Here is a 22,028-nt window from a genome sequence, read left to right on the forward strand (position 1 = left end):
ATGAGTATCATTGGTGTAGAATGCAATGCTGATAGATATTTTTTTGGAAGACTTTTAAATAATAAAGGCCTTATCCGAAAAGAGAGGAATGATACCGAAGTTATAAAAAGTGTTGCAGTCAAAAGTAAAGGGAACTTTAGTGTTGGTATTATTGACATTGATAAAAACAAAAAAATTCCTAAAAATTTTAATTTGATCTATGAAAATAATCATACCAAAATTTTTAAACATACAGAAAATTGTCAATTTTTAATAGCCATTGGTCCTAGACAATTTGAACATTGGATTAATGAATTTTTAAAAAATAAAAACATTAATGTAGAAGATTTTGATTTTGAAAGTTTTGATAAATTTATGCAAACATCAAAATCATTAAAACCAGAAATGGATATCAGATTCAAAAATATAATAGATGTTGTAATTCAAAATTATGATACAGATGATAATCACATCTTAACTTTGAAAAAGCATTTGGAATATATCATTGAAACAAAATATCATTTCTCAATAACAGAATTTAATAAAATTTAAATGCTTACCGCAGTATAAAGCGAAAGAATATGAGCGAAGAGGTTAAAAAATTCAAAATAACTATAGACGGACAGACTACTGAAGTTTTGCCTGGGACTTCTATTTTGGAAGCTGCCAGACAAATTGGTGGAAAATCTGTACCTCCTGCAATGTGCTATTACAGCAAATTGGAAACCAGTGGAGGGAGATGTAGAACTTGCTTAGTCGAAGTTTCGAAAGGATCTGAAGCAGATCCGCGCCCTATGCCTAAATTAGTTGCTAGTTGCAGAACTAACGTAATGGACGGTATGGAAGTGAAAAATCTTTCTTCTGAAAAAGCTCAGGAAGGTAGAAAAGCCGTTACCGAATTCTTATTGGTGAACCACCCTCTGGACTGCCCTGTGTGCGACCAGGCTGGTGAATGCCACCTTCAGGATCTTGGGTACGAGCACGGAAACCTTGAGACAAGAACTGAATTTGAAAGAAATACTTACGAAGCAGACGATCTTGGTCCGAATATCAAGTTGAATATGAACCGTTGTATTCTTTGTGCAAGATGTGTATTGGCAGCCAATCAGTTAACAGGTGAAAGAGAGCATGGTATTCTTTTCAGAGGAGATCACGCTGAAATTTCTACTTATTTAAATAAAGCTTTAGATAATGACTTTATCGGAAATGTTATCGATGTTTGCCCTGTAGGTGCATTAACAGACAGAACTTCCCGTTTTGCAAGCAGAGTTTGGTTTACAAAGCCAATGAATGCGACCTGCAAATGTGATAAATGTTCAGGAAAAGCCGTAGTTTGGATGAAAGGTGACGAAATTGTAAGAGTTACTGCCAGAAAAGATCAGTGGGGTGAAGTGGAAGAATTCATCTGCGATACCTGTCGTTTTGAAAGAAAAGAACTTTCTGACTGGAATATTGAAGGTCCTAGACATATCGACAGACACTCGGTAATTTCATTGAACCACTACGAAAAACCTAAGGATGAGCTAAGAGTATTAGACAATCCTATGGCCAAAGAAATCAGTGAAAAAGACGAAAAATAATTGATAATGAGTTGATGTGATGATACGATGACTAATCTTTATCTTCTAACATCTAACTTCTAATATCTAACATCTAAATAAAAAATGGATTTACTAACATTTAAACTTATACTTGTACTAGCACTTTTCCTGCTGTCTCTTACGATAGCCGCCTACTCTACCTGGGCTGAAAGAAAAGTTGCCTCTATCATGCAGGATAGAATTGGTCCCAACAGAGCAGGACCTTTCGGACTACTGCAGCCACTGGCCGACGGTGGAAAGTTTTTCTTTAAAGAAGACTTTACCCCTGCCAATGCTGAAAAGTTTCTTTTCGTATTGGGACCGGCATTGGTTATGTTTATTTCATTGATCACAGGAGCGGTTATTCCTTGGGGTAAAAGTTTAAATATTGCAGGTACTTCTTTTGATTTACAGGTTGCCAACATCGACGTTGGGGTACTTTTCATCATCGGAATGGCTTCAATCGGTGTATACGGAATCATGATCGGAGGTTGGGCTTCGAATAACAAATATTCATTATTAGGTGCTATCCGTGCTTCTTCACAGATGATCTCTTACGAACTGGCGATGGGATTAGCATTGCTTTCTATCATCATGATGTCAGGAAGTTTAGATTTAAAAGAAATTACGGAAAGTCAGACCACTGGAAAATTATGGGGAGTTATTCCCTGGATTTCCGGTATGAACTGGAATATTTTCTACCAGCCGATTGCATTCCTTGTATTCTTCGTAGCTGCTTTGGCAGAAACCAACAGACACCCTTTCGATTTACCGGAATGTGAATCTGAATTGGTAACAGGGTATTCTACGGAATATTCTTCCATGAAGTTAGGATTGTATATGTTCGGTGAATATGTGAACATGTTTATCTCCAATGCTTTCATGGTCGTTCTTTTCTTCGGTGGTTACAACTATCCAGGAATTGAATGGGTTACTCAGAACTGGGGTGAAAACGCTGCAGGAATTTTGAGTATCGTAGCATTTTTAACGAAAACGGTAATCGGAATTCTGATCTTTATGTGGATCAGATGGACGCTTCCAAGATTTAGATATGACCAACTGATGCACTTAGGATGGAAAACACTTATCCCAATGGCATTAGTAAACCTATTGATTACAGGTGCTGTAATTTTAGCATTTGCCAACTAGAATAATTTGAAAATGAGATGATGTGATGATGTGATAATATGGTGATGCGGGAAATAAAAACCCACTTCCATCTTCTAACATCTAACGTCTAACATCTAACATCTATAATTAAATGAAACTTACAAACAGATCAAAAGTTGTTTCCAACAAAGAAATGACCCTTGCTGAAAAAATCTACCTTCCTGCTATTTTTACCGGGATGGGGATTACATTTAAGCATGCTGTAAGAACCGTGATAAAAGGTGCTCCGGCAGTATATTCATATCCGGAAGTACAGAAACCCAGAACCACTATCTGGAGAGGTCAGCACGTTCTGAAAAGAGACGAAGAAGGCAGAGAAAGATGTACAGCCTGTGGACTTTGTGCCGTAGCCTGTCCTGCAGAAGCCATCACCATGACGGCTTCAGAGAGAACGAAGGAGGAAAAAGGTCTTTACAGAGAAGAAAAATATGCATCAGTTTATGAAATCAATATGCTGAGATGTATTTTCTGCGGGATGTGTGAAGAAGCCTGTCCTAAATCTGCGATCTATCTTACAGACAGATTGGTGGATGTAGAAACCAACAGAGGATCTTTCATCTATGGAAAAGACAAATTGGTTGAAAAAATAAATGAAAGGATTGACATTACGACAAGACAATCCGAGAAACAAAAAAATGCGGTAAAATAATGGATCAGTTTTTATTTTTCTTGGTGGCGTTTTTAGCAGTAGCTAGTGCAGTGTATTTTGTGTTTGCAAGAAATCCGCTCTATGCTATTTTGTCATTAATTGTTACGATGTTTTCAATTGCGGGAATGTACATTCTTCTGAATGCCCAGTTCCTTGCAATCATTCAGATCATAGTGTACGCAGGAGCCATCATGGTATTATTCCTTTATATCCTGATGATGCTTAACCTTAATAAACAAGACGAAAGTAAGAAGAACAATACTTTAAAATTTGTTGGAGTTTTTACAGCCGGTCTTTTATTAATTGGAGTTTTAGGCGTATTCAGAGGCGTTCAGGACAATCACATTGTTGTTGAAAATGTAGACAAGGGTGTAGGTCTTACGAAAAATCTGGGCAGACTTTTGTTTAATCAATATGTTTTACCGTTTGAGCTTGCATCCATCCTTATTTTGGCAGGTATTGTAGGTGCGGTATTAATCGGTAAAAAAGATTTATAAAATTATGGGAGAAGTAAATACATTTATACAAAGCGTCCCTCTTAACTATTTCATCATGCTTTCTTCAGTATTGTTCTGTCTGGGAGTATTGGGAGTATTGTTGAGAAAAAACGCTATTGTTATTTTGGGCTGTGTAGAGCTTATGCTGAATTCTGTAAACCTTTTATTGGCTGCTTTTTCAGCGTATAAAGGAAACGGAGACGGACAGCTTTTAGTTTTCTTCATTATGGTGGTAGCCGCCGCTGAAGTTGCGGTAGGTCTGGCAATTATTGCTATGCTATATAGAAATACCCGTTCTGTGGATGTAAGTATATTTAATAAATTAAGAGGATAAGGAATGGAAAATTTAGTGTATGCAATAGTACTTTTACCACTATTAGGGTTTCTTATTAACGGTTTATTCGGGAAAAATCTTCCAAAAATATTTGTAGGCTCTCTGGCTACAGCTATGGTTTTCGGATCATTCTGTATCGCAGTAAGTCTTTTCTTGAAATTTGATTCTGAAAGTCAGCCTGTCATTGTTAAAGCTTTTGAGTGGTTTACAGTAAACGGCGTTCAGATCAATTTCGGATTCCAGATTGATCAGCTTTCATTAATGATGGTAATGATCATCACAGGTATCGGATCCCTGATCCATTTATATTCTATCGGATATATGAGCCATGACAAAGGTTTCTATAAGTTCTTTACTTATCTGAATCTTTTCATCTTCTCGATGTTACTTTTAGTAATGGGAAGCAACTACCTGATCCTGTTCATCGGATGGGAAGGTGTAGGTCTTTGTTCTTACCTGTTGATCGGATTCTGGTATACCAATGAAGAATATGGTAAAGCAGCAAGAAAAGCGTTCATCATGAACAGAATTGGTGACCTTGCCTTACTGATCGGGATCTTCATGATCGCGGCTCAGACCAATGCAGTGGATTTCCTTACCGTAGCACAGAACTCTTCAAAATTTGAATTAGACGGAACAGTAATTATCTTTATTACAGCCAGCTTATTTATCGGAGCTACCGGTAAATCGGCTCAGGTTCCTTTATATACATGGTTACCGGATGCGATGGCCGGTCCTACTCCGGTTTCAGCGTTGATCCACGCGGCAACGATGGTAACGGCAGGTATCTATTTAGTGGTAAGATCAAACTTCTTATTTACTTTGGCACCTACGGTTCAGGGAGGAATTTTATTCATCGGATTCTTAACAGCTGCTTTGGCTGGATTCTATGCACTCCGTCAGAACGACATCAAAAAAGTATTGGCCTACTCTACCGTTTCACAGCTTGGATTTATGTTCATTGCTTTAGGATTGGGAGCTTACACTACAGCGATGTTCCACGTAATGACGCACGCATTCTTCAAAGCACTATTATTCCTGGGAGCAGGTTCTGTGATCCACGCGATGAGCAACGAGCAGGATATGCGTTTCATGGGAGGTCTGAAAAAATACATACCTATCACCCACGCCACTTTCCTTATCGGGACACTGGCAATCTCAGGTTTCCCTCTATTATCAGGGATGATCTCAAAAGACGAAATTTTAGTAGCAGCATTCGCTAAAAACCCTGTTTACTGGGTGATCTTATTTGTTTTAGCGGCAATGACTGCAACGTATATGTTCAGACTGTACTACCTGACATTCCATGGAGAGTTCAGAGGTACGGAAGATCAGAAACATCACTTACACGAAAGCCCGTCTAATATGACCCTTCCGTTGATCGTTCTGGCTATCCTTTCTGTGCTTGGAGGTTTCATTAACCTTCCTCACTTCATCGGACACGGTCATTATGCTAAATTAATGGAATGGCTGAAGCCTGTTCTTACCGAGCAAAGCTACAACCAGATGGAAGCTACTCTTTCGGGAGTTCCGTTTGGGACTGAAATGATCTTATTAGGCGCTACAGTGCTGATGTTCTTCACCGTATGGTTGATCGTAAAAAACACCTACGTGAAAAAGAAAAAAAAGGCTCTGGCAGAAGAAAGCTATACCGGATGGGAGAAACTTTCTGCTAAGAAATTATATGTAGACGAACTTTACAATGCATTGATTGTAAAAACTGTTGAAGGATTAGGACGCGGAGGAAAGATGTTTGATAAAGGGATCTTAGACCGTTTTGTAGACTTTGTAGGCGAAGGCGCTGAAGACAGCGGAAAAGCGATGAAGCGTATCCAAAACGGAAATGTAGAGACTTATATTCTTATCATGTCTTTAGCAGTGGGAATTATACTGATTGTTAACTTTATATTACAATAATGTCTGGTTTATTATTAACATTATTACTATTACCTCTAGTAGGTTCGGGATTAGTTTTTGCATGGAAAAATAAATCCAGCAAATATTTGGCGCTAGGAATAGCTTTGATCCAAATGCTTATTACATTCTACATCGCAGCGGATTTTGATTTTAATCCAACGGTGGACAGTGTACTGCAGCACGAAATCAACTACCCTTGGTCACAATTCATTAAAAGCTCACTTCATTTCGGCATAGACGGAATGAGTCTGCTGCTTTTACTGTTGACCAACATCTTAACGCCTATCATTATTTTATCTTCGTTTAACGAAAATGTAAACTACAGAAATACATTCTACGGCCTGATTCTGCTAATGCAGTTCGGTCTTGTGGGCGTGTTCACTTCTTTAGACGGACTGTTGTTCTACATTTTCTGGGAAGTAACCTTAATTCCAATCTGGTTCATCGCCGGACTTTGGGGCCAGGAAAATAAAAGATTCGAATTCACAACGAAATTCTTCGTTTATACATTCGTTGGGTCATTATTTATGTTAGCCGGATTGATCTATGTGTACAACCACTCTGCATCATTCGCGTTAACAGATTTATACAATGCTCAGCTTAATGAAGTACAGCAGACGGTAGTATTCTGGTTCATTTTCTTTGCATTTGCAGTGAAATTACCGGTATTCCCTTTCCATACATGGCAGCCGGATACCTATACCTACTCTCCTACTCAGGGATCCATGCTTTTATCAGGGATCATGCTGAAGATGGCGGTGTATGGTGTTATCCGTTATTTGCTTCCGATCACTCCAATTCCGATTGCAGGAATTTCAGGACAGATCGTAATTATCTTAGCAATTGTAGGAATTGTTCACGGTGCTCTAATCGCGATCATCCAGACCGATATGAAGAGAATCATTGCCTATTCTTCTTTCTCTCACGTAGGATTAATGGTGGCAGGGATTTTCTCTTCCGCAGTGATCACGTTAAGAGGAACATTCAATATCGAAGGAGCTGAAGGAGCATTGGTACAGACTTTTGCTCACGGTATCAACGTAGTGGGATTATTCTACTGCTGTGATATTTTATACAAGAGATTTAAATCAAGAGACATCAGACAAATGGGAGGTTTAGCCAAAGTGGCTCCTAAGTTTGCCGTGTTGTTCCTGATCATTATATTAGGTTCAATGGGAGTTCCATTAACCAATGGATTCATCGGAGAATTTATTTTGCTGAAATCCGTATATGATTTCAACGGACTGGCAGCAGTGATTGCAGGTCTTACTGTAATTCTTTGTGCCGTGTACCTGCTGAGATTCTACGGAAAAGCAATGTTCGGTGAAGGAAACGAAGCCGTTTTAAGTACAGCTAAAGATTTATCCGCTGTTGAATTTTCTGTATTGGCAAGTTTAGCGGTTTTCGTGATCCTGTTGGGGATTTTCCCACAGCCGGTGATCGATATGGTGAGTAGTTCGCTGAAGTTTATCTACACAGCAATGGCTAATTAGAAGATTAAAAGATTTAAAAATTAAAAAATTAAGAGATTAGGAAATGAGGAATCAGAAATTCTGTCTCAGCTCTCATGTCTCACATCTCAAATCTATATTATGAGTGTTTTAATTATTGTTTTCCTAACGGCAGTTATTGCGTTATTTTCGGGAGTTTTTGAACAGGGAAAATTCGCAAGATACATTGGGATTTTAGGATTGATCATCGCATTATATGTAAGCTTCTTACCTGAATGTGCTTTCTTCGAAAAGTACAGACACATGTATGAGTACACTGCAAATACGGCGTTATTCACCAAAATTTCTATTGTAACAACCTTATTGTTATTCTTCCTGGGAGGTTTTGCGTTCAGCAACCACAGAAGCCACCAGTCAGAATTATATGCACTGATGCTTTTTGCATTATGCGGAGGGATCGTCCTTTTCGGATTCCAGAATTTGGTTACTCTTTTCTTAGGAGTAGAAATTCTTTCCATCCCGTTATATGTAATGGCCGGTGCCAACAAAACTGATTTAAGATCAAACGAAGCTTCGATCAAATATTTCCTAATGGGTGCGTTCGCAACAGGTTTCTTACTGTTCGGGATTGCATTTATCTACGGAAGTACCGGAAGCTTTGACTTGTATAAAATACAGGATTTCGGAGTTAAAAATCCGCAGGACGTTATGTTCATCTTAGGTGTTCTGCTTATTCTTTGTGCTTTGGCATTCAAGGTAGCATTAGCCCCTTTCCACATGTGGAGCCCGGATGTATATGCAGGTTCGCCTTCACTGATCACGGCATTTATGGCGAGTGTGGTAAAGATCTCAGGATTCTTTGCTTTATTCAGATTAATGACTATCGGATTTGGAGGAGTTACGGAACATTGGATTAATATCTTCGGAGTATTTCTGATCATTACATTACTGTTAGCGAACGTTATGGGTCTTGCCCAAACCAACGCCAAAAGAATGTTGGCCTACTCTTCCGTATCGCATGCAGGATATATCGGATTGGTATTCTTCGGAATGACAAGCCTTTCTACCTACAACCTGGCATTCTATTTATTCGCTTACTCATTATCAACCGTAGGCGTTTTCATGTGTCTGATTTATGTGGAAAAATTAAAAAGAGAAACCTCTTTTGGTGCCTTCAAAGGATTGGCAAAATCAGAACCTTTATTGGCTACAGTAGCGGCTATTTCTATGCTTTCAATGGCAGGAGTTCCACTTACAGCCGGATTTATGGGGAAATTTGCATTATTCTCCCAGGCGATGAATTCTAAGCATGGCGTTTTCTTAGTACTGGTAGCTGTACTGGGTTCAGCAGTATCTATTGCTTATTATTTAAGACTGATCATTTCAATGTTCTTCTTCAAAGAATCTACATTCAAATCTTCAGAGAAAGTAACCCTTACGTACAATATCGTAGCGGTATTTATAATTGCATCTATTATTATGCTGGGTGTTTTCCCTGACCTGTTCGCAAGACAGTTCGGATTATAAAATTCCCATATAAAAATATACAAAGCACAACTTTTCAGTTGTGCTTTTTTTTGTGCCTATCTGGGAACCAGGTGCAACAGACTCTTATGAAAAAGACGGCTTATATCATTGGCAAGGTTTTGAACCTTCACATCGTTCACATAACCACTCAGATACGAATAGTTTCAGACTCCCTCAGTACCTATTATTCCCAATTCACGTAAACTTAAAAAAAGCACCCAAAAAATCATAATATAAAGTTTTTCCACATCATTAAAATCACATTAATGGGAGTTTCTACACCAGCTTTTACATCTGAACAAAAAAAAATCAATTTATTTTTTCACCAGTTTTAAGTTAAAAAAAATTACCTAATTCTTAAAAAAAGGCTCCATTATGAATCAAACAACAAATCAAACAATAATTTATAAATAAACATTTTAAGTTATTAAAATATTATCAATAAATTAATTAAAATATAAAAATCATACATTTGTCTTCAATAAAAACACAAATGTATGATTAAAACGAATATGTGCATCGCTGCAGCATTTCTATTATGTTCTGCGGCTTTGTTAAAGGCTCAGGAAAACGATTCCATCAGCACAACAGAAAAGAAAATAGACGAGGTTGTCATGGTAGGAACCAGAACAGCACCAAGATCCAGTGTTTCCACTCCTTTACCTGTTGATAATATTGATGCCGCCATGCTCCAGTCTTCCGGACACAGTACAGTGGGACAGGCACTTCAGTACAGAATTCCATCCTTCAATTCCACCAGTGCAGCCGTTCAGGATGCAACCTCTTTACTGGATCCCTTTGAAATAAGAAATTTAGGATCTTCAAGAACCTTAATCCTGATCAATGGAAAAAGAAAAAACCAATCATCACTCATATTCACCCAAAATACCATCGGAAAAGGAGAAACTGGTGCTGACCTTTCTTCTATTCCACCCATTGCCATCAAAAAAATAGAAATACTGAGAGACGGAGCTTCCGCACAATACGGTTCCGATGCTATAGCAGGGGTTATTAACGTCATATTAAAAGATAAAATCAGTTTTACAGAAATCAATACCAATTTAAGCCTCTATTCCAAAGGAGATGGCTTTTCACAAAACCTCAGCGCGATCACAGGTTCCACTTTTAAGAACGGAGGTTTTATCACTCTTGCCACTAATCTCCAAAACAATGATTACGCTTACAGAAACGGAAAAGTAAATGCCTACTGGGAAGCTCAGACTTTCGGAGCCAATCAAAGCGATGTAGAAGCATATCTGGCAAAATATCCTGATGCTCAAAACAAAAACGCCTATCCTAAAAAAAGCAGCATCAGCTTTTTAGTTAACACCTCTATTCCTGTTTCTGAGAATGCCACTATTTACGCAAATGCCTCATTTGCCACCAAAAAAGTCAACAGCTTCGCCAATCACAGGACTCCGTATTGGGTAAATCCAAAGAATGTGTTAAATGCTGCGGACGGTTTCACACCTTCATTTATAGGGGATCTTTCAGACTACGGAGGAACGGTGGGTTACAAGACCAAAACAGCCAGCAACTGGATCATTGACCTGAGTGCCACATTCGGAGGGAACAAAATTCTTTATACGGTGGGCAATACGTTCAATGCTGCTATGGGAAATTCAAGCCCCATCAATTTCAAGCCCGGGGGTTTTAAATTCAGCAACATTGTAGGAAACCTTGATGTTTCAAAAAGATTTTCAGAACATTTTGCCCTCGCATTCGGTTCCGAAGCAAGAAGAGAAGGCTACGAAATTTTTGCCGGTGATCCTGCTTCCTATTATCAGACCGGAGCGATTTCCTTTCCTGGATCTTCTCCTGAAAATTCAGGAACATTTTCAAGATATAATATCGGGGCTTATGCAGATGCTGCATTTGATATTTCTGATGCTACCACATTGAATGCTACCGCCCGTTTCGAAAATTACAGTGATTTTGGAAATGCACTGGTTTGGAAAATAAGTGGGAGGCAGAATATCATTGGTAAACAACTTGTAGCCCGGGGATCTGTTTCTACCGGTTTCAGAGCGCCTACCCTTCAGCAGGTTTATCTCTCTACGATCCAGAATGTTTTTAACAATGGAAAAATCGTTGCAGAAGGATTATTCAACAATGTCGGTAAAGAAGCCAAAGCTATTGGCATTCCAAGCCTGGATGCTGAAAAGTCTCTGAATTTCACTTTAGGATTAGGTATCCAGCCCAACAAAAACTTCTCAGTGACCGTAGACGGATATCTTATCAATGTGTATGACAGAATATTGCTAAGCTCCAGGATGAGCGACAAAAGCACCATTTTAGATCCGCTGGCACAAATCGGAGTGAGTAATGTTGCCGCAGCCAGTTTTTTTATCAATGGAGTAGATACAAGAACGATCGGACTGGATATCGTGGCCAATTACAGAAACATCAACTGGCTATCCGGAAAATTCGCCTTTAATCTGGCCATGAACATGAACCATTCTGAAATTACAAAAAATTCTGATAAACTGGACGGGCTCAATCTTGTAGCGCCTTTTAACAGAACTGAAGAAGCATTGGCAACCACTTCAAGACCTGCCTTAAAAGCGGTTTTAGGAATAGACTATGCCATTGGAAAGTTGAATTTCTCTCTTAACAATACGCTGTTCAGTAAAGCTTTATATGCCAACAGCGGTATGCCCGGAGCGAATCTGGCTTGGAATGATCCGATAGCCAACCAACAGTCTTATTTAAGATTTGATCCGAGAATTACTACGGATATAACCCTGAACTATATTATTAATGATAAAAACACGATCAATGTCGGGGTCATGAATGTATTCAATATCTTACCAAAATGGAGATTATTAAGAATGCCGGCAGATAAAACATATGATGAAATTTACAATACAGTTACTTTTAACGGAAGATATCCTCAGTCCAGCTACGATGCCCAGCATTTCAGCATATTCGGGACCCAATTTGTTTTGGGATATTCTATTAAATTTTAACCCTAAAAATCTATTTTTCCATAACGAAAGACTCCTTCCAGACTGCTGGAACGGGGTCTTTCTATTTGATTAAAAAACGAATCTAAGCAGGAATAGGTAGACTGGACGTTTCTATGGGGCAATAATTTTCAATTGTTTTCGTAAATTCTGATGAAGTAGGTTTGAAAATTAACAAAACAGGTTTTTAGTAATGGTTTTGACATCAATAACTTCCCTCTTCCAGCTTCCCACTTCCTGGCCACATTAATATTGAATTTTATTTTAAATCTCCGTGAAAACACTTAAATTTGAGTACCTATTAATCACCATGAAAAAAATCCTTATCACCCTACTTACTGCTCTGCTCATCGCAGCCCTTGTTTTTTTCGTCAGTAAAGACCAAAATGATACTGTGAATTACAGAATGTTCATTCTCCCTTTTGCGCTCATATTTTCTGTTCCTTTAATGAAATTTCTCTTTCCGGTAACCCGGGAATTAAAGATTGGAACTGCAGAATTCTATCCTAATCTTTATCGCAAAACTGCAGAATTTTTCAAAAAGAAAAGCAGTAACAGATAATGTTCTATTTATTTCTGAATATTATTTAGAAAAAATAAGGAAAGCAGCTCCAAAAGATCATTTTCACCAATCCAATGCCCATTTGGAAGTTGTGTTTTTTTCATAACTTTACTTTAAATTTCAGCTCTTGGCCAATCTTTACAAAAAAGACGCTCCATTTCAGGTTCTTATATCATTCGAAAAATATTTGGATGTGCTTGAACATATACGCTATAACGACCGTTTGGAGTACAGGGTCAGCTATGCAGAATCCTTAATTGAAAGGACAAGAAAATTTCCTGAGCTGAGAGATGGATTCCTGGATGAAGCCCTTCTCGAAAAACATGAAGACCTCATCACACTGCTGCTTGCAGACCTGTTTCCTACCGGTCTTACTCATAATGAAATCAAGGCGGCCAGTATTCCGCTTTCCAAAACGACGTTCAATTACACTGAAAGATTCAAAGATATTCTGAGAGATGCCGGAAAGGATTTTGAAATAGAGCTTAGGAATATTGGTGACGATGAATTTTATGTGTTCTGCTGCTGTCTTATCCTTCAAAGCTACTTTAAAAGAGATATCAAAAGTACAATGCCTCTTTATTATGATATTCCGAACAGATTGGGAATCATGAAGCATTATAAGATCACAGTCAATTCAGACTTTACTGTGGTGTATCCTACCGAGGAAGCAAAGATTCCAACGGATGATGTACTGGATATGCTTTTGGAAAACCTGGATGATTTCAAGCTGTGGAAAAAATATTTCCCTTCAAAATCATGGGTTTTAAAGGGATTCACTATTATTTCCCTGGTAGACTGTACTTCTGAGGTGGCGTTGTCTGATCTTAAATCGAGCATGATTGAAATTGATCCCGAAGATCTGAGCCCGGATGAAAATCTGGTTGAAATTTTCAAGTCTTACTTTGATGTTCCGGAACTTAATTTCGGATTAATGCTGTTCGACAAAAAAGACCAGAAACTGGGCAGACTCCCGATCTACGAAAATGTATTCACCCACCATGTGCTGGATTTCTGGATCAACGCATTTGACGAAGAAACCAGAAAGAACACATTTAATAATTTAAACCACAACTCCAAACCGATTGTCATTTCTAATGTCAACAATCTGGAGGACGATATCAAATCACTTCCCTCTTTCAGTATTTTAAGAGATAATCATATCAACAGCTTCATGGTGATTCCGATCATGAAGGACAATGAATTGTTGGCTATCATGGAATTTACTTCTCCGCAGGCCAACAGTTTTAACGGATTAAAGCTGAAAAAAATGGAGTTTTTCACCGATATGATTCTGTTCTCCCTGAACAGGTTCAGCTTTGAGAAAAACTACCAGATAGAAGCGATTATTCAGCGTGAATATACATCCATCCACGACAGTGTGGTATGGAAATTCAGGAATGAGGCGGAGAAATATTTCAATGCTTCGCTTGGGAAGAAAATGTATACGCTGAAGCAGATTTCTTTTAAAAACCTGACACCATTATTTGGATTTTCTGACATCCGTTCTTCTTCCGAGAAGCGTTTCAATCTGATGCTGGAGGACCTCAACCAGCAGCTGGAAAGCCTTCATGATATTTTCACGATGATCAATTCTGATTCGGAGAAATATCTTCTGGCGCTGGACATTTTCGAGAATGAACTGAACAACGAGATCAAAGCCGATACGGAACAGCGTTTTCAAAGGTTCCTGAGAGAAGAGGTTCATCCTTATCTTCAGGCGAAACTGGAACTGAAAGCAGAAGCCACAATTAAGAATAAGATCAAAGATTATTTTCTGCAGATTTTCACCCAAACCGATCTGTTTTACGCCAATAGAAAAAGCCTGGATGACTCAATTACCCTGGTCAACAGAAAGCTTGCCGACATGCTGGATGAAGGTCAGGTAAAGGCTCAGCTGATTTTTCCTCATTATTTTGAAAGGTTTAAATCTGACGGTGTGGAGCATAATCTTTACATTGGACATAATATTGCACCGGATCTGGCTTATACCTCAAAAGAAGTCCATAAATTAAGATACTGGCAGCTGAAGACCATCTGTAATATGGAGCGCGAATTCCACAACTTTAAAAGAGATCTTCCGATTCAGCTGGATATCGCGTCACTTATTTTTGTATATAATGAAAAAATAGACATCCGTTTCAGAATGGATGAAAAGCGTTTTGATGTAGACGGTGCTTACAATTCTTATTACGAAATTGTAAAAAAACGTCTGGATAAAGCTCATGTAAAAGATTCATCGGAAAGAATTACCTGTCCTGGAAAAATCACCATCGTGTATTTCGGGATGGAGAACCAGAAAGAATATCTGGAATACATCAACAAACTTCAGAAAAAAGGAATTCTTCAGAATGACGTAGAGTTCCTGAAAGTAGAAGATCTTCAGGGAATTACAGGATTATTAGCGTTAAGAATTTCTCTGAATAATTCATCAGTAAGCATTGAATAAAAACCGGCTTAAATTTGTTTTTCAACCTCCAGAACTTCCCTCTTCAAACCTCCATCTTCCCTTCTTTCCGCATCAGTCTATAAAATAAGAATCCGGCTTTTTAAGTTCGCCCTGTGGTATTCCCGCTTGCTCGAAAATGGAATATTCAATGGTTCTGCACATGCTGTTCAGCGCAAGATCATTTTCCTCTTCTCCAAACGGTTCCCCGATCTCCTGGATAATAGCATCCAAAGCTATAAAGGTATAACTGATCAACAGAACGATCAGCGGCATCATCCAACCCAATGAATCCACCAACCCGAAAGGCAGCCAGAAACAGTACAGATAAACCGTACGATGAAGCAACACACTGTAAGCAAAAGGCAGCGGCGTATTGAAAATTCTCTCACAGCCTCCCGAAATATTGGAAAACTGATTCAACTGATGATCCATGGAAGTCATGACGATGGTGTCTATATTTCCCTTCCGTTGCTGCTCATTCAGCCAGTCTGCAATAAATCCGAGAATAATGCTTGGAATAAATTTCTTGTCCTTCACCTGCTCTGCCTGTTCCGGAGAAAGAAGTCTAGCCAGATGTTCCGTCCCTGATTTTTCCCTTAACTGATAATTCAGAGACCAGCAGAACGCTGATATTAACTTGATAATCTTTTCTTTTTCCTCTTTTGCACCAACCGAAGGATCATTCACTAGTGACAGGATCTGTCGTGTAAAAGATCTGGTTTCTATCACGAGTGAACCCCAGAGTTTACGCCCTTCCCAGAAACGGTCGTAGCTTGCAGAATTACAGAAACCCATGAAAATAGCCAGTGCAAGGCCAAGCAGGGTAAAAATAGTAGGATTAAGGTGAACTTTATAGTCAAAAACTTTTCCTTTCAAATAATAGACAGAAAGCGAAAACAGCAAAATAACACTGAGCTGAACAATTATTTTCTTCAACACGGAACCTCTCCATATAAACAACATTTTCAGCCAATTGGTACGCTGTCTGACAATCATCTGTATTTATTTTTTTAATTAAAGGCTAAGAAACGCATAAGCGAAAGAAAGCACGGAAATAATAATTCCGGCCATAAATATCTGATACGTAACCGATAAAAGCTTGTATTTTCTGTCAAGAACTTTTCCAAGGAAATAAAGGTCCTTTACCATAGAATCATAAATATAATCTCTATCCTTGATCAGGTCTTTCATCGCATTGTGATAATCGTTGAATATCATTTGATGAAAGTTTCCGAAGAACAGAAGATTCACTTTTCGGTCGGTGATATCCTGGGCCGTAAAATTGGTTTTCGTTACATTCGGTTTTGTAGATAAAATCGCAAATATGATCGTTAAAACACTTGAAAGCAACAGCACAAAACTTGGAATGATCAGATGCGCATTCTTCGGAGTATCCAACTTTGGTACTAAGACAGAAAGACACACTGAAATAATGATGGCATTAACGGAAAGAAGAATATTCGCTTTGCTGTCTGCAATATCACTCAGTCTTGTATGGTTATTCAAAGTTACCCTGAACAGCGTGTCTACACTGCGGTCAGATTTTGCTTCCTTAGGTTCTTTTTTATTGTCTGAGATTTCTTTTTTGTCTTTGTCCTCCTTTTTATCCTCGTCTTTTTCCAGCTTCTTTTCTATCTTTTTGATATTTTTCTTTTTCAGAGGATCCCAGTTTTCCTTTGCATAGTCCGTGTAATAATGATGTCTGTTTTTCAGCATATCCAGATTTCCGGCATTCCATTCTTCATTGGAGAAACATCTTACATTGGTAAGTTCCCATTCTTTTCTCAGTGCATCGGAAATATCATTATAATCATGGCTTGCAAAGTGGCTGCAGTCCGCATCTTTAACGATCTTTTCCAACAAATTCTGTGGCTCGTAAGTGATCTTTGTCGCCAGAATCAGTTTAGAAACATCTTCAATGTAGGTTTCAGGATAGTTTTCCTGTTTCAGAAAATCGGTAAGAATAGTCACCCCTTTTTCCTCATGATTCTGGGCACAGTCTACATAGCCGGTATCGTGGAACCACAGTGCCAGCAGAACCTTTTCCTGATCTTCTTTGGATACAGGCGTATTTCGCATGATCTCCTCAGCCTTATTGACGGTATAAGTCGTGTGAATAAAATTATGGTAAAAGTATACAGAAGATAACTTATCTTTGAATAAGATTTCGACATAATCTTTAGCTTTGTGTAAAATGCTCATTCCTGAATTTTTGTTAATGTAAATTTATGAATTTATCCTTTAAAACTCATTTAAAAAATACTTCTATTGCCTTTAGAGCAGTATTGTCTGCAGGAGTTCTCTATTCCTGCGCAACATATAACGTAAAAAAGGGTAAAAACTTATTTGAAGTTAAAAATTCTGATATAAAATCTGAAAATGATTTTAAGGTTTTCCTGATCGGAGATGCCGGAGACTCAGATGAAACTCAGGCGCAAAACACTTTAAATTTACTCAAAAATAAACTGGATTCCGCAGACAGCAACTCTATGCTGATCTTTCTTGGTGATAATATCTATCCCAACGGAATGCCGAAGGAATCTGATAAAGACTACGCACTGGCTAAACAGAAACTGGAAAACCAGCTTTCCATCACCAAAAATTTCAAGGGAAAAACACTCGTTATTCCAGGAAATCATGACTGGAACAATGGTCTGGACGGCTTAAAAGCTCAGGAAGATCTGGTGAAGGCCTATTTCAATGATAAAAAAGCGTTCCTTCCCAAAAATTCCTGTGGTATCGACGATATCAACTTATCAAAAGACATTAAACTTATCGTTATAGACACCGAATGGGCATTGGTCAACTGGGATCAGTATCCGGGTGTCAATAAAAACTGCACGATCAAAACCCGCGAAGATTTCTTCACAGAATTTAAAGATCTTGTGACCAAAAACCAGGATAAAAAAATCATTGTTGCCCTTCATCACCCGGTGATCAGCAGTGGTACACATGCAGGATTCAATTCTGCGAAATCACATCTTTATCCTTTGAAAAGTAAGATTCCGGTTCCGGTGGTTGCGAGTGTAATTAATGTTTTGAGAAGTTCTTCAGGAGCAAGTCTTGAAGATATCAACAATCAGCACTATGCAGATCTGGCCAACCGGTTGAAAAGTATCGTTCAGGATAAAGAAAACATTATTTTCGTTTCCGGACATGATCACAACCTACAGTATCATGAAGAAAGAAACATCAGACAGATCGTAAGTGGTGCCGGTTCTAAAACAGATCCTTCCACCATCGCTGAAAAGACTGATTTTTCTTACGGAGGCAGCGGTTTTGCCATTCTTAATATCAGAAAAGATCAAAGCACAGATGTAGAATATTTCTCTACAAAAGACAACAATCTGAAAAAGCTTACGCATATTTCGGTGATCTCAAAACCGGATGTATTCGTCAACAATTATCCAACATCATTTCCGGGAACAGTTAAATCCAGCGTTTACCCTGTAAAACTTACCCAAAAAGGAGGTGTTTACCGTTGGCTTTGGGGTGAACATTACAGAAAATATTACGGAATCCCTGTGGATGCTCCAACCGGAGATCTTGCTGCATTGAACGGAGGATTTACCCCTTTCAGAGAAGGTGGCGGAAACCAGTCTAACAGCTTAAGACTGAAGGCTGCGGACGGACAGGAATTTGTAATGCGTGGCGTAAAAAAGAGTGCAGTCCGTTTCCTGAACAATATGGCTTTTAAAAAGAGTACTTTCGGAAATGAACTGAACAATACGTTTCCTGAAAAGTTCCTGCTTGATTTTTATACGACCAATCATCCATTTACGCCTTTTTCAGTAGGAAACATGGCGGATAAGTTGAATATTTTCCACAGCAATCCAAGATTATATTATATTCCGAAGCAATATGCTTTAGGAGAATACAATGAAAATTACGGGGATGAAATGTATATGATTGAAGAGCGTTTTTCTTCCGATCCTAAAACATTGGCTTCATTGGATAATGCCAAAGACATTGTTTCTACAGATGACGTTCTGAAAAATTTCACCAAAAATTATAAGTATTCTGTAGACCGTGAATCCTATATCAGAGCAAGGTTATTTGATATGCTGATCGGCGACTGGGATAGACATTCAGATCAATGGAAATGGGCAGAATACCAGAATGGGGATAAAGTGATTTACAAACCTATTCCTAAAGACAGAGATCAGGCTTTCAGTAAATATGACGGTGCTGCTTTCAAAATTATTATGAATGTTCCGGCGATCCGCCACATGAAGACTTTTAAAGAAGAGATCAAAAATGTAAAGTGGATGAATATGGAACCGTACCCTATGGATCTTCTTTTCTTAAAAGGAGCTACCCAGGAAGAATGGACCGCACAGGCGAAATATATCCAGGAACATCTTACGGATGCTGATATCGACGATGCCTTCACCAATCTTCCGAAAGAAGTAAAGGATGAAACCATTGCTGACATTCAGAGAAAATTAAAAGTAAGGAAGACAAAGCTTCAGGATTATGCGGCTCAGTATTATGACGTGCTGCAGAAAAAAGTTTCTCTGGCAGGAACGGTAAATCCTGATCAGTTTGTTATTACAAAAAACGGTCATTCCGTTACGGTAAAACAATATAAATTAGACAAGAACAAAGAAAATCCTGAATTGGTTTTTGAGAAAACCTATGACGATTCTAAAACAAAGGAACTTTGGATCTATGGTCTTGAAGATGATGACATTTATGATGTTTCAGGAGATGGAAGACCTAAGATGAATATCAGGCTTGTTGGCGGCTATAATCACGATGTGTACAATATCGCTGACGGAAAAAGCGTGAAAATTTATGATTTTAAATCCCAGAAAAATACCTATAACGGTTCCGGGACGAAAAATATTTCTGATGATTATGATATCAACACGTACAACTACAAGCATCCGAAATACAATTTCTTTGCCGGGTATCCGAATTTAGATTACAACCCGGATGATGGGGTGATCATAGGGGTTCTGGCTAATTATACCGTGAATAATTTCATCCGCGACCCTTATACACAAAAACATAGTCTGAGAGCTAATTTCTATACGGCAACCGGCGGATTTAACGTTGCCTATAAAGGGATCTTCAAAAAGGCCATATCGGGCTGGGATTTCAATCTGGATGCAGCGTATACGACACCAAGATTTTCCGAAAACTTCTTCGGGCTGTCTAACGAAAGTAAATACGACAAAGAAAATACGGAAAGGGAATACAACAGAGCGAGAATCTCTAAGTTTAATTTCGCTCCGTCTATCTCTAAAAAAAGCTGGATGAACCTTCAGCATCAGTTCCAGCTGACGTTTGAGGATAATAAGGTTCAGCAGAAAGGAAACCGTTTTGTAGACCAGTCTCCGGACGTAAGACCTGAGGTTTTCAAAAGCCAGCAGTTTGCAGGAGCCAACTATACATTCAGTTTCAAAAATTTAGATAATACAGCCTTCCCTACTTTAGGATTGGAATTATTAATGAATGCAGACTGGAGAACAAATCTTGCCCATACGGAGAAGAATTTCTTCACTCTGAACGGAACATTGACGCTTGATCACAGACTTGACAAGAGAGGAAACTTTGTTTTTGCCAACTCCAGTAATGCGATGTGGATCAGCAATAACAATTTTGAATTCTACCAGGCGGCAAGCATCGGTGGAAACAATGGAATGAGAGCTTTCAGAAATGACAGGTTCTCAGGAAAATCCTATTTCACCAACAACTCTGAGATCCGTTGGGATTTCGGAAGGGTAAGAAACAATATTATTCCTGCCAATATGGGCGTTCTTATCGGCTATGATATTGGCCGTGTATGGAATGACAATGAAGATTCTACGAAGTGGCATCAGTCTGTAGGAGCAGGTTTCTGGATGAGCGTTGTAGATATGTTTTCTGCGAGATTGAATTATTTTCACGGCTCGGATGGAGGCAGAATTTCTGCAGGGGTAGGCATGACTTTTTAGGTTGGTCCGGTTTCCATTTTTCACTCCAAATTCTGCGTTTCAGAACCCAGAATGATGTATTTTATGAATTAACTCTAATTTTATTTAAATTTAAAATCCTCCCATTTTCATTTGTAAATCATTACAAATAAAGCAAATACGATCAAAAAAGCCAATTCATATCATCCATGGCTTTAAACCATTACACCCATAGCCCAATATGTTTGTGCATCTTTTAAAAATTCAATGTTTTAAAAAGAATCTATATTTGTTTTAAATTATTTCAACAAAAACAAACTATTGGATGAAAAAAACGCTATTATACATGGCATTACTTGTCATGTCCTTAAACGCACACGCACAAGTGGGTATAGAAACCCCAACACCACAAAGTACTTTACACGTCAACGGAAGCCTTCAGGTAGTCAAAGACTTTAATGTAGGCGGAAATGCAAAAACAAGAGGAAACTCTGGAAACCGCGGTGAAGTTTTAATGTCAACCGGAGCTGGATCTGCACCCACCTGGGGCACTATTGAATCTCAGAACTTTTTAAAAGTAGTATTTGTCGGGAATAAGACGGATACCAACCCAAGCACCGGAAGTTATACGGGAACGGGAAGTAACCCTGTAAGCACGCATGACAGCTATGCCAAAAGCTATGTTTATAATGTGAGCAATAAAGTGGATAATACTTATCTGAAGTATAACTCTACGACAGGATTATTTACAGTGGTAAAGCCCGGGTTTTACAACATCGTTCCATATATTACGTATGATCTGAGCTTAAACGGAAACGGATACACCGCAGGAACGGCAAAATCGTCTATCCAGAAGGTTTCTCCGGCAACGGAAACACTGGCGTCCATCTCTACAGGACACGGCGAGCGTACCCTTGCTGTGAATCACAACCTGTCGTCTATTACGTATTTTAATAAGGATGATACCTTCAGAGTACGTTGTGTATATACCCAAAGTTTCAGATTATCTGCTGGGAATATTCACATTTCTTATCTTACTCCATAAGA

General features: G+C 38.6%; 16 protein-coding genes. 14 read left to right on the forward strand and 2 right to left on the reverse strand.

All coding sequences use genetic code 11. The features are described from left to right. The 12 genes from IW22_RS20900 (at position 1) to IW22_RS20955 (ending at position 15,081) form a co-directional block, all read left to right on the forward strand. Entirely contained in the window at positions 1-531 is a 531-nt protein-coding gene (locus IW22_RS20900) for a hypothetical protein (protein ID WP_034730716.1), read from the forward strand. Between the two features lie 29 nt (positions 532-560). After that, positions 561-1,559: a 2Fe-2S iron-sulfur cluster-binding protein gene (locus IW22_RS20905; protein ID WP_034730719.1), complete on the forward strand. Its 999-nt coding sequence runs from the start codon at positions 561-563 to the stop codon at positions 1,557-1,559. 84 nt (positions 1,560-1,643) lie between these two features. Continuing rightward, complete coding sequence (gene nuoH / locus IW22_RS20910) at positions 1,644-2,708, forward strand: NADH-quinone oxidoreductase subunit NuoH (RefSeq protein ID WP_034730721.1); 1,065 nt, start codon at positions 1,644-1,646, stop codon at positions 2,706-2,708. A 112-nt stretch (positions 2,709-2,820) separates the two neighbouring features. Beyond that, on the forward strand, positions 2,821-3,378 hold the full coding sequence (locus IW22_RS20915) for a NuoI/complex I 23 kDa subunit family protein (RefSeq protein WP_034703566.1): 558 nt from the start codon (positions 2,821-2,823) through the stop codon (positions 3,376-3,378). After that, a complete protein-coding gene (locus tag IW22_RS20920; protein WP_034703568.1) occupies positions 3,378-3,875 on the forward strand; it encodes an NADH-quinone oxidoreductase subunit J in 498 nt (165 codons plus the stop codon). The genes IW22_RS20915 and IW22_RS20920 overlap by 1 nt, the downstream gene beginning before the upstream one ends. 4 nt (positions 3,876-3,879) lie before the next feature. Then, on the forward strand, positions 3,880-4,209 hold the full coding sequence (gene nuoK, locus IW22_RS20925) for an NADH-quinone oxidoreductase subunit NuoK (protein ID WP_034730724.1): 330 nt from the start codon (positions 3,880-3,882) through the stop codon (positions 4,207-4,209). Positions 4,210-4,212: 3 nt separating this feature from the next. Continuing rightward, on the forward strand, positions 4,213-6,126 hold the full coding sequence (nuoL, locus tag IW22_RS20930; RefSeq protein WP_034730729.1) for an NADH-quinone oxidoreductase subunit L: 1,914 nt from the start codon (positions 4,213-4,215) through the stop codon (positions 6,124-6,126). Further along, positions 6,126-7,619, forward strand: a complete 1,494-nt coding sequence (locus IW22_RS20935) for a NuoM family protein (RefSeq protein WP_034730733.1) — start codon at positions 6,126-6,128, stop codon at positions 7,617-7,619. The genes nuoL and IW22_RS20935 overlap by 1 nt, the downstream gene beginning before the upstream one ends. Before the next feature lie 99 nt (positions 7,620-7,718). After that, positions 7,719-9,104: an NADH-quinone oxidoreductase subunit N gene (locus IW22_RS20940; protein WP_034730734.1), complete on the forward strand. Its 1,386-nt coding sequence runs from the start codon at positions 7,719-7,721 to the stop codon at positions 9,102-9,104. 497 nt (positions 9,105-9,601) lie between these two features. Further along, the gene (locus IW22_RS20945) at positions 9,602-12,073 is read left to right on the forward strand and encodes a TonB-dependent receptor plug domain-containing protein (RefSeq protein ID WP_051891339.1); all 2,472 of its coding nucleotides are present in this window, start codon (positions 9,602-9,604) and stop codon (positions 12,071-12,073) included. 307 nt (positions 12,074-12,380) lie between these two features. Next, positions 12,381-12,632, forward strand: a complete 252-nt coding sequence (locus IW22_RS20950; protein ID WP_034730737.1) for a hypothetical protein — start codon at positions 12,381-12,383, stop codon at positions 12,630-12,632. 193 nt (positions 12,633-12,825) lie between these two features. Continuing rightward, complete coding sequence (locus IW22_RS20955; RefSeq protein WP_228384084.1) at positions 12,826-15,081, forward strand: GAF domain-containing protein; 2,256 nt, start codon at positions 12,826-12,828, stop codon at positions 15,079-15,081. Between the two features lie 72 nt (positions 15,082-15,153). Here the strand turns inward: IW22_RS20955 and IW22_RS20960 are convergent, their stop codons facing one another. Beyond that, positions 15,154-16,077, reverse strand: a complete 924-nt coding sequence (locus IW22_RS20960) for a bestrophin family protein (RefSeq protein WP_034730742.1) — start codon at positions 16,075-16,077, stop codon at positions 15,154-15,156. 18 nt (positions 16,078-16,095) lie between these two features. Further along, positions 16,096-17,283 (reverse strand): Pycsar system effector family protein, encoded by a 1,188-nt coding sequence (locus tag IW22_RS20965; protein ID WP_034730744.1) that lies wholly within the window; start codon positions 17,281-17,283, stop codon positions 16,096-16,098. A 26-nt stretch (positions 17,284-17,309) separates the two neighbouring features. Between IW22_RS20965 and IW22_RS20970 the strand changes: the two genes are divergently transcribed. Both IW22_RS20970 and IW22_RS20975 read left to right on the forward strand, forming a co-directional pair. After that, positions 17,310-21,023, forward strand: a complete 3,714-nt coding sequence (locus IW22_RS20970; RefSeq protein ID WP_034730746.1) for a metallophosphoesterase — start codon at positions 17,310-17,312, stop codon at positions 21,021-21,023. A 283-nt stretch (positions 21,024-21,306) separates the two neighbouring features. Continuing rightward, complete coding sequence (locus tag IW22_RS20975; protein ID WP_034730748.1) at positions 21,307-22,026, forward strand: hypothetical protein; 720 nt, start codon at positions 21,307-21,309, stop codon at positions 22,024-22,026. The last annotated feature ends 2 nt before the right edge of the window (positions 22,027-22,028 follow it).

The organism is Chryseobacterium sp. JM1 (assembly GCF_000737715.1).
GTDB lineage: Bacteria > Bacteroidota > Bacteroidia > Flavobacteriales > Weeksellaceae > Chryseobacterium.

What these genes read in the sequence shown, in the direction of transcription:
- IW22_RS20900 (WP_034730716.1), top strand. Translation starts at nt 1, where the DNA reads ATGAGTATCATTGGTGTAGAATGCAATGCTGATAGATATTTTTTTGGA.
- IW22_RS20905 (WP_034730719.1), top strand. Translation starts at nt 561, where the DNA reads ATGAGCGAAGAGGTTAAAAAATTCAAAATAACTATAGACGGACAGACT.
- nuoH (WP_034730721.1), top strand. Translation starts at nt 1,644, where the DNA reads ATGGATTTACTAACATTTAAACTTATACTTGTACTAGCACTTTTCCTG.
- IW22_RS20915 (WP_034703566.1), top strand. Translation starts at nt 2,821, where the DNA reads ATGAAACTTACAAACAGATCAAAAGTTGTTTCCAACAAAGAAATGACC.
- IW22_RS20920 (WP_034703568.1), top strand. Translation starts at nt 3,378, where the DNA reads ATGGATCAGTTTTTATTTTTCTTGGTGGCGTTTTTAGCAGTAGCTAGT.
- nuoK (WP_034730724.1), top strand. Translation starts at nt 3,880, where the DNA reads ATGGGAGAAGTAAATACATTTATACAAAGCGTCCCTCTTAACTATTTC.
- nuoL (WP_034730729.1), top strand. Translation starts at nt 4,213, where the DNA reads ATGGAAAATTTAGTGTATGCAATAGTACTTTTACCACTATTAGGGTTT.
- IW22_RS20935 (WP_034730733.1), top strand. Translation starts at nt 6,126, where the DNA reads ATGTCTGGTTTATTATTAACATTATTACTATTACCTCTAGTAGGTTCG.
- IW22_RS20940 (WP_034730734.1), top strand. Translation starts at nt 7,719, where the DNA reads ATGAGTGTTTTAATTATTGTTTTCCTAACGGCAGTTATTGCGTTATTT.
- IW22_RS20945 (WP_051891339.1), top strand. Translation starts at nt 9,602, where the DNA reads ATGATTAAAACGAATATGTGCATCGCTGCAGCATTTCTATTATGTTCT.
- IW22_RS20950 (WP_034730737.1), top strand. Translation starts at nt 12,381, where the DNA reads ATGAAAAAAATCCTTATCACCCTACTTACTGCTCTGCTCATCGCAGCC.
- IW22_RS20960 (WP_034730742.1), bottom strand. Translation starts at nt 16,077, where the DNA reads ATGATTGTCAGACAGCGTACCAATTGGCTGAAAATGTTGTTTATATGG.
- IW22_RS20965 (WP_034730744.1), bottom strand. Translation starts at nt 17,283, where the DNA reads ATGAGCATTTTACACAAAGCTAAAGATTATGTCGAAATCTTATTCAAA.
- IW22_RS20970 (WP_034730746.1), top strand. Translation starts at nt 17,310, where the DNA reads ATGAATTTATCCTTTAAAACTCATTTAAAAAATACTTCTATTGCCTTT.
- IW22_RS20975 (WP_034730748.1), top strand. Translation starts at nt 21,307, where the DNA reads ATGAAAAAAACGCTATTATACATGGCATTACTTGTCATGTCCTTAAAC.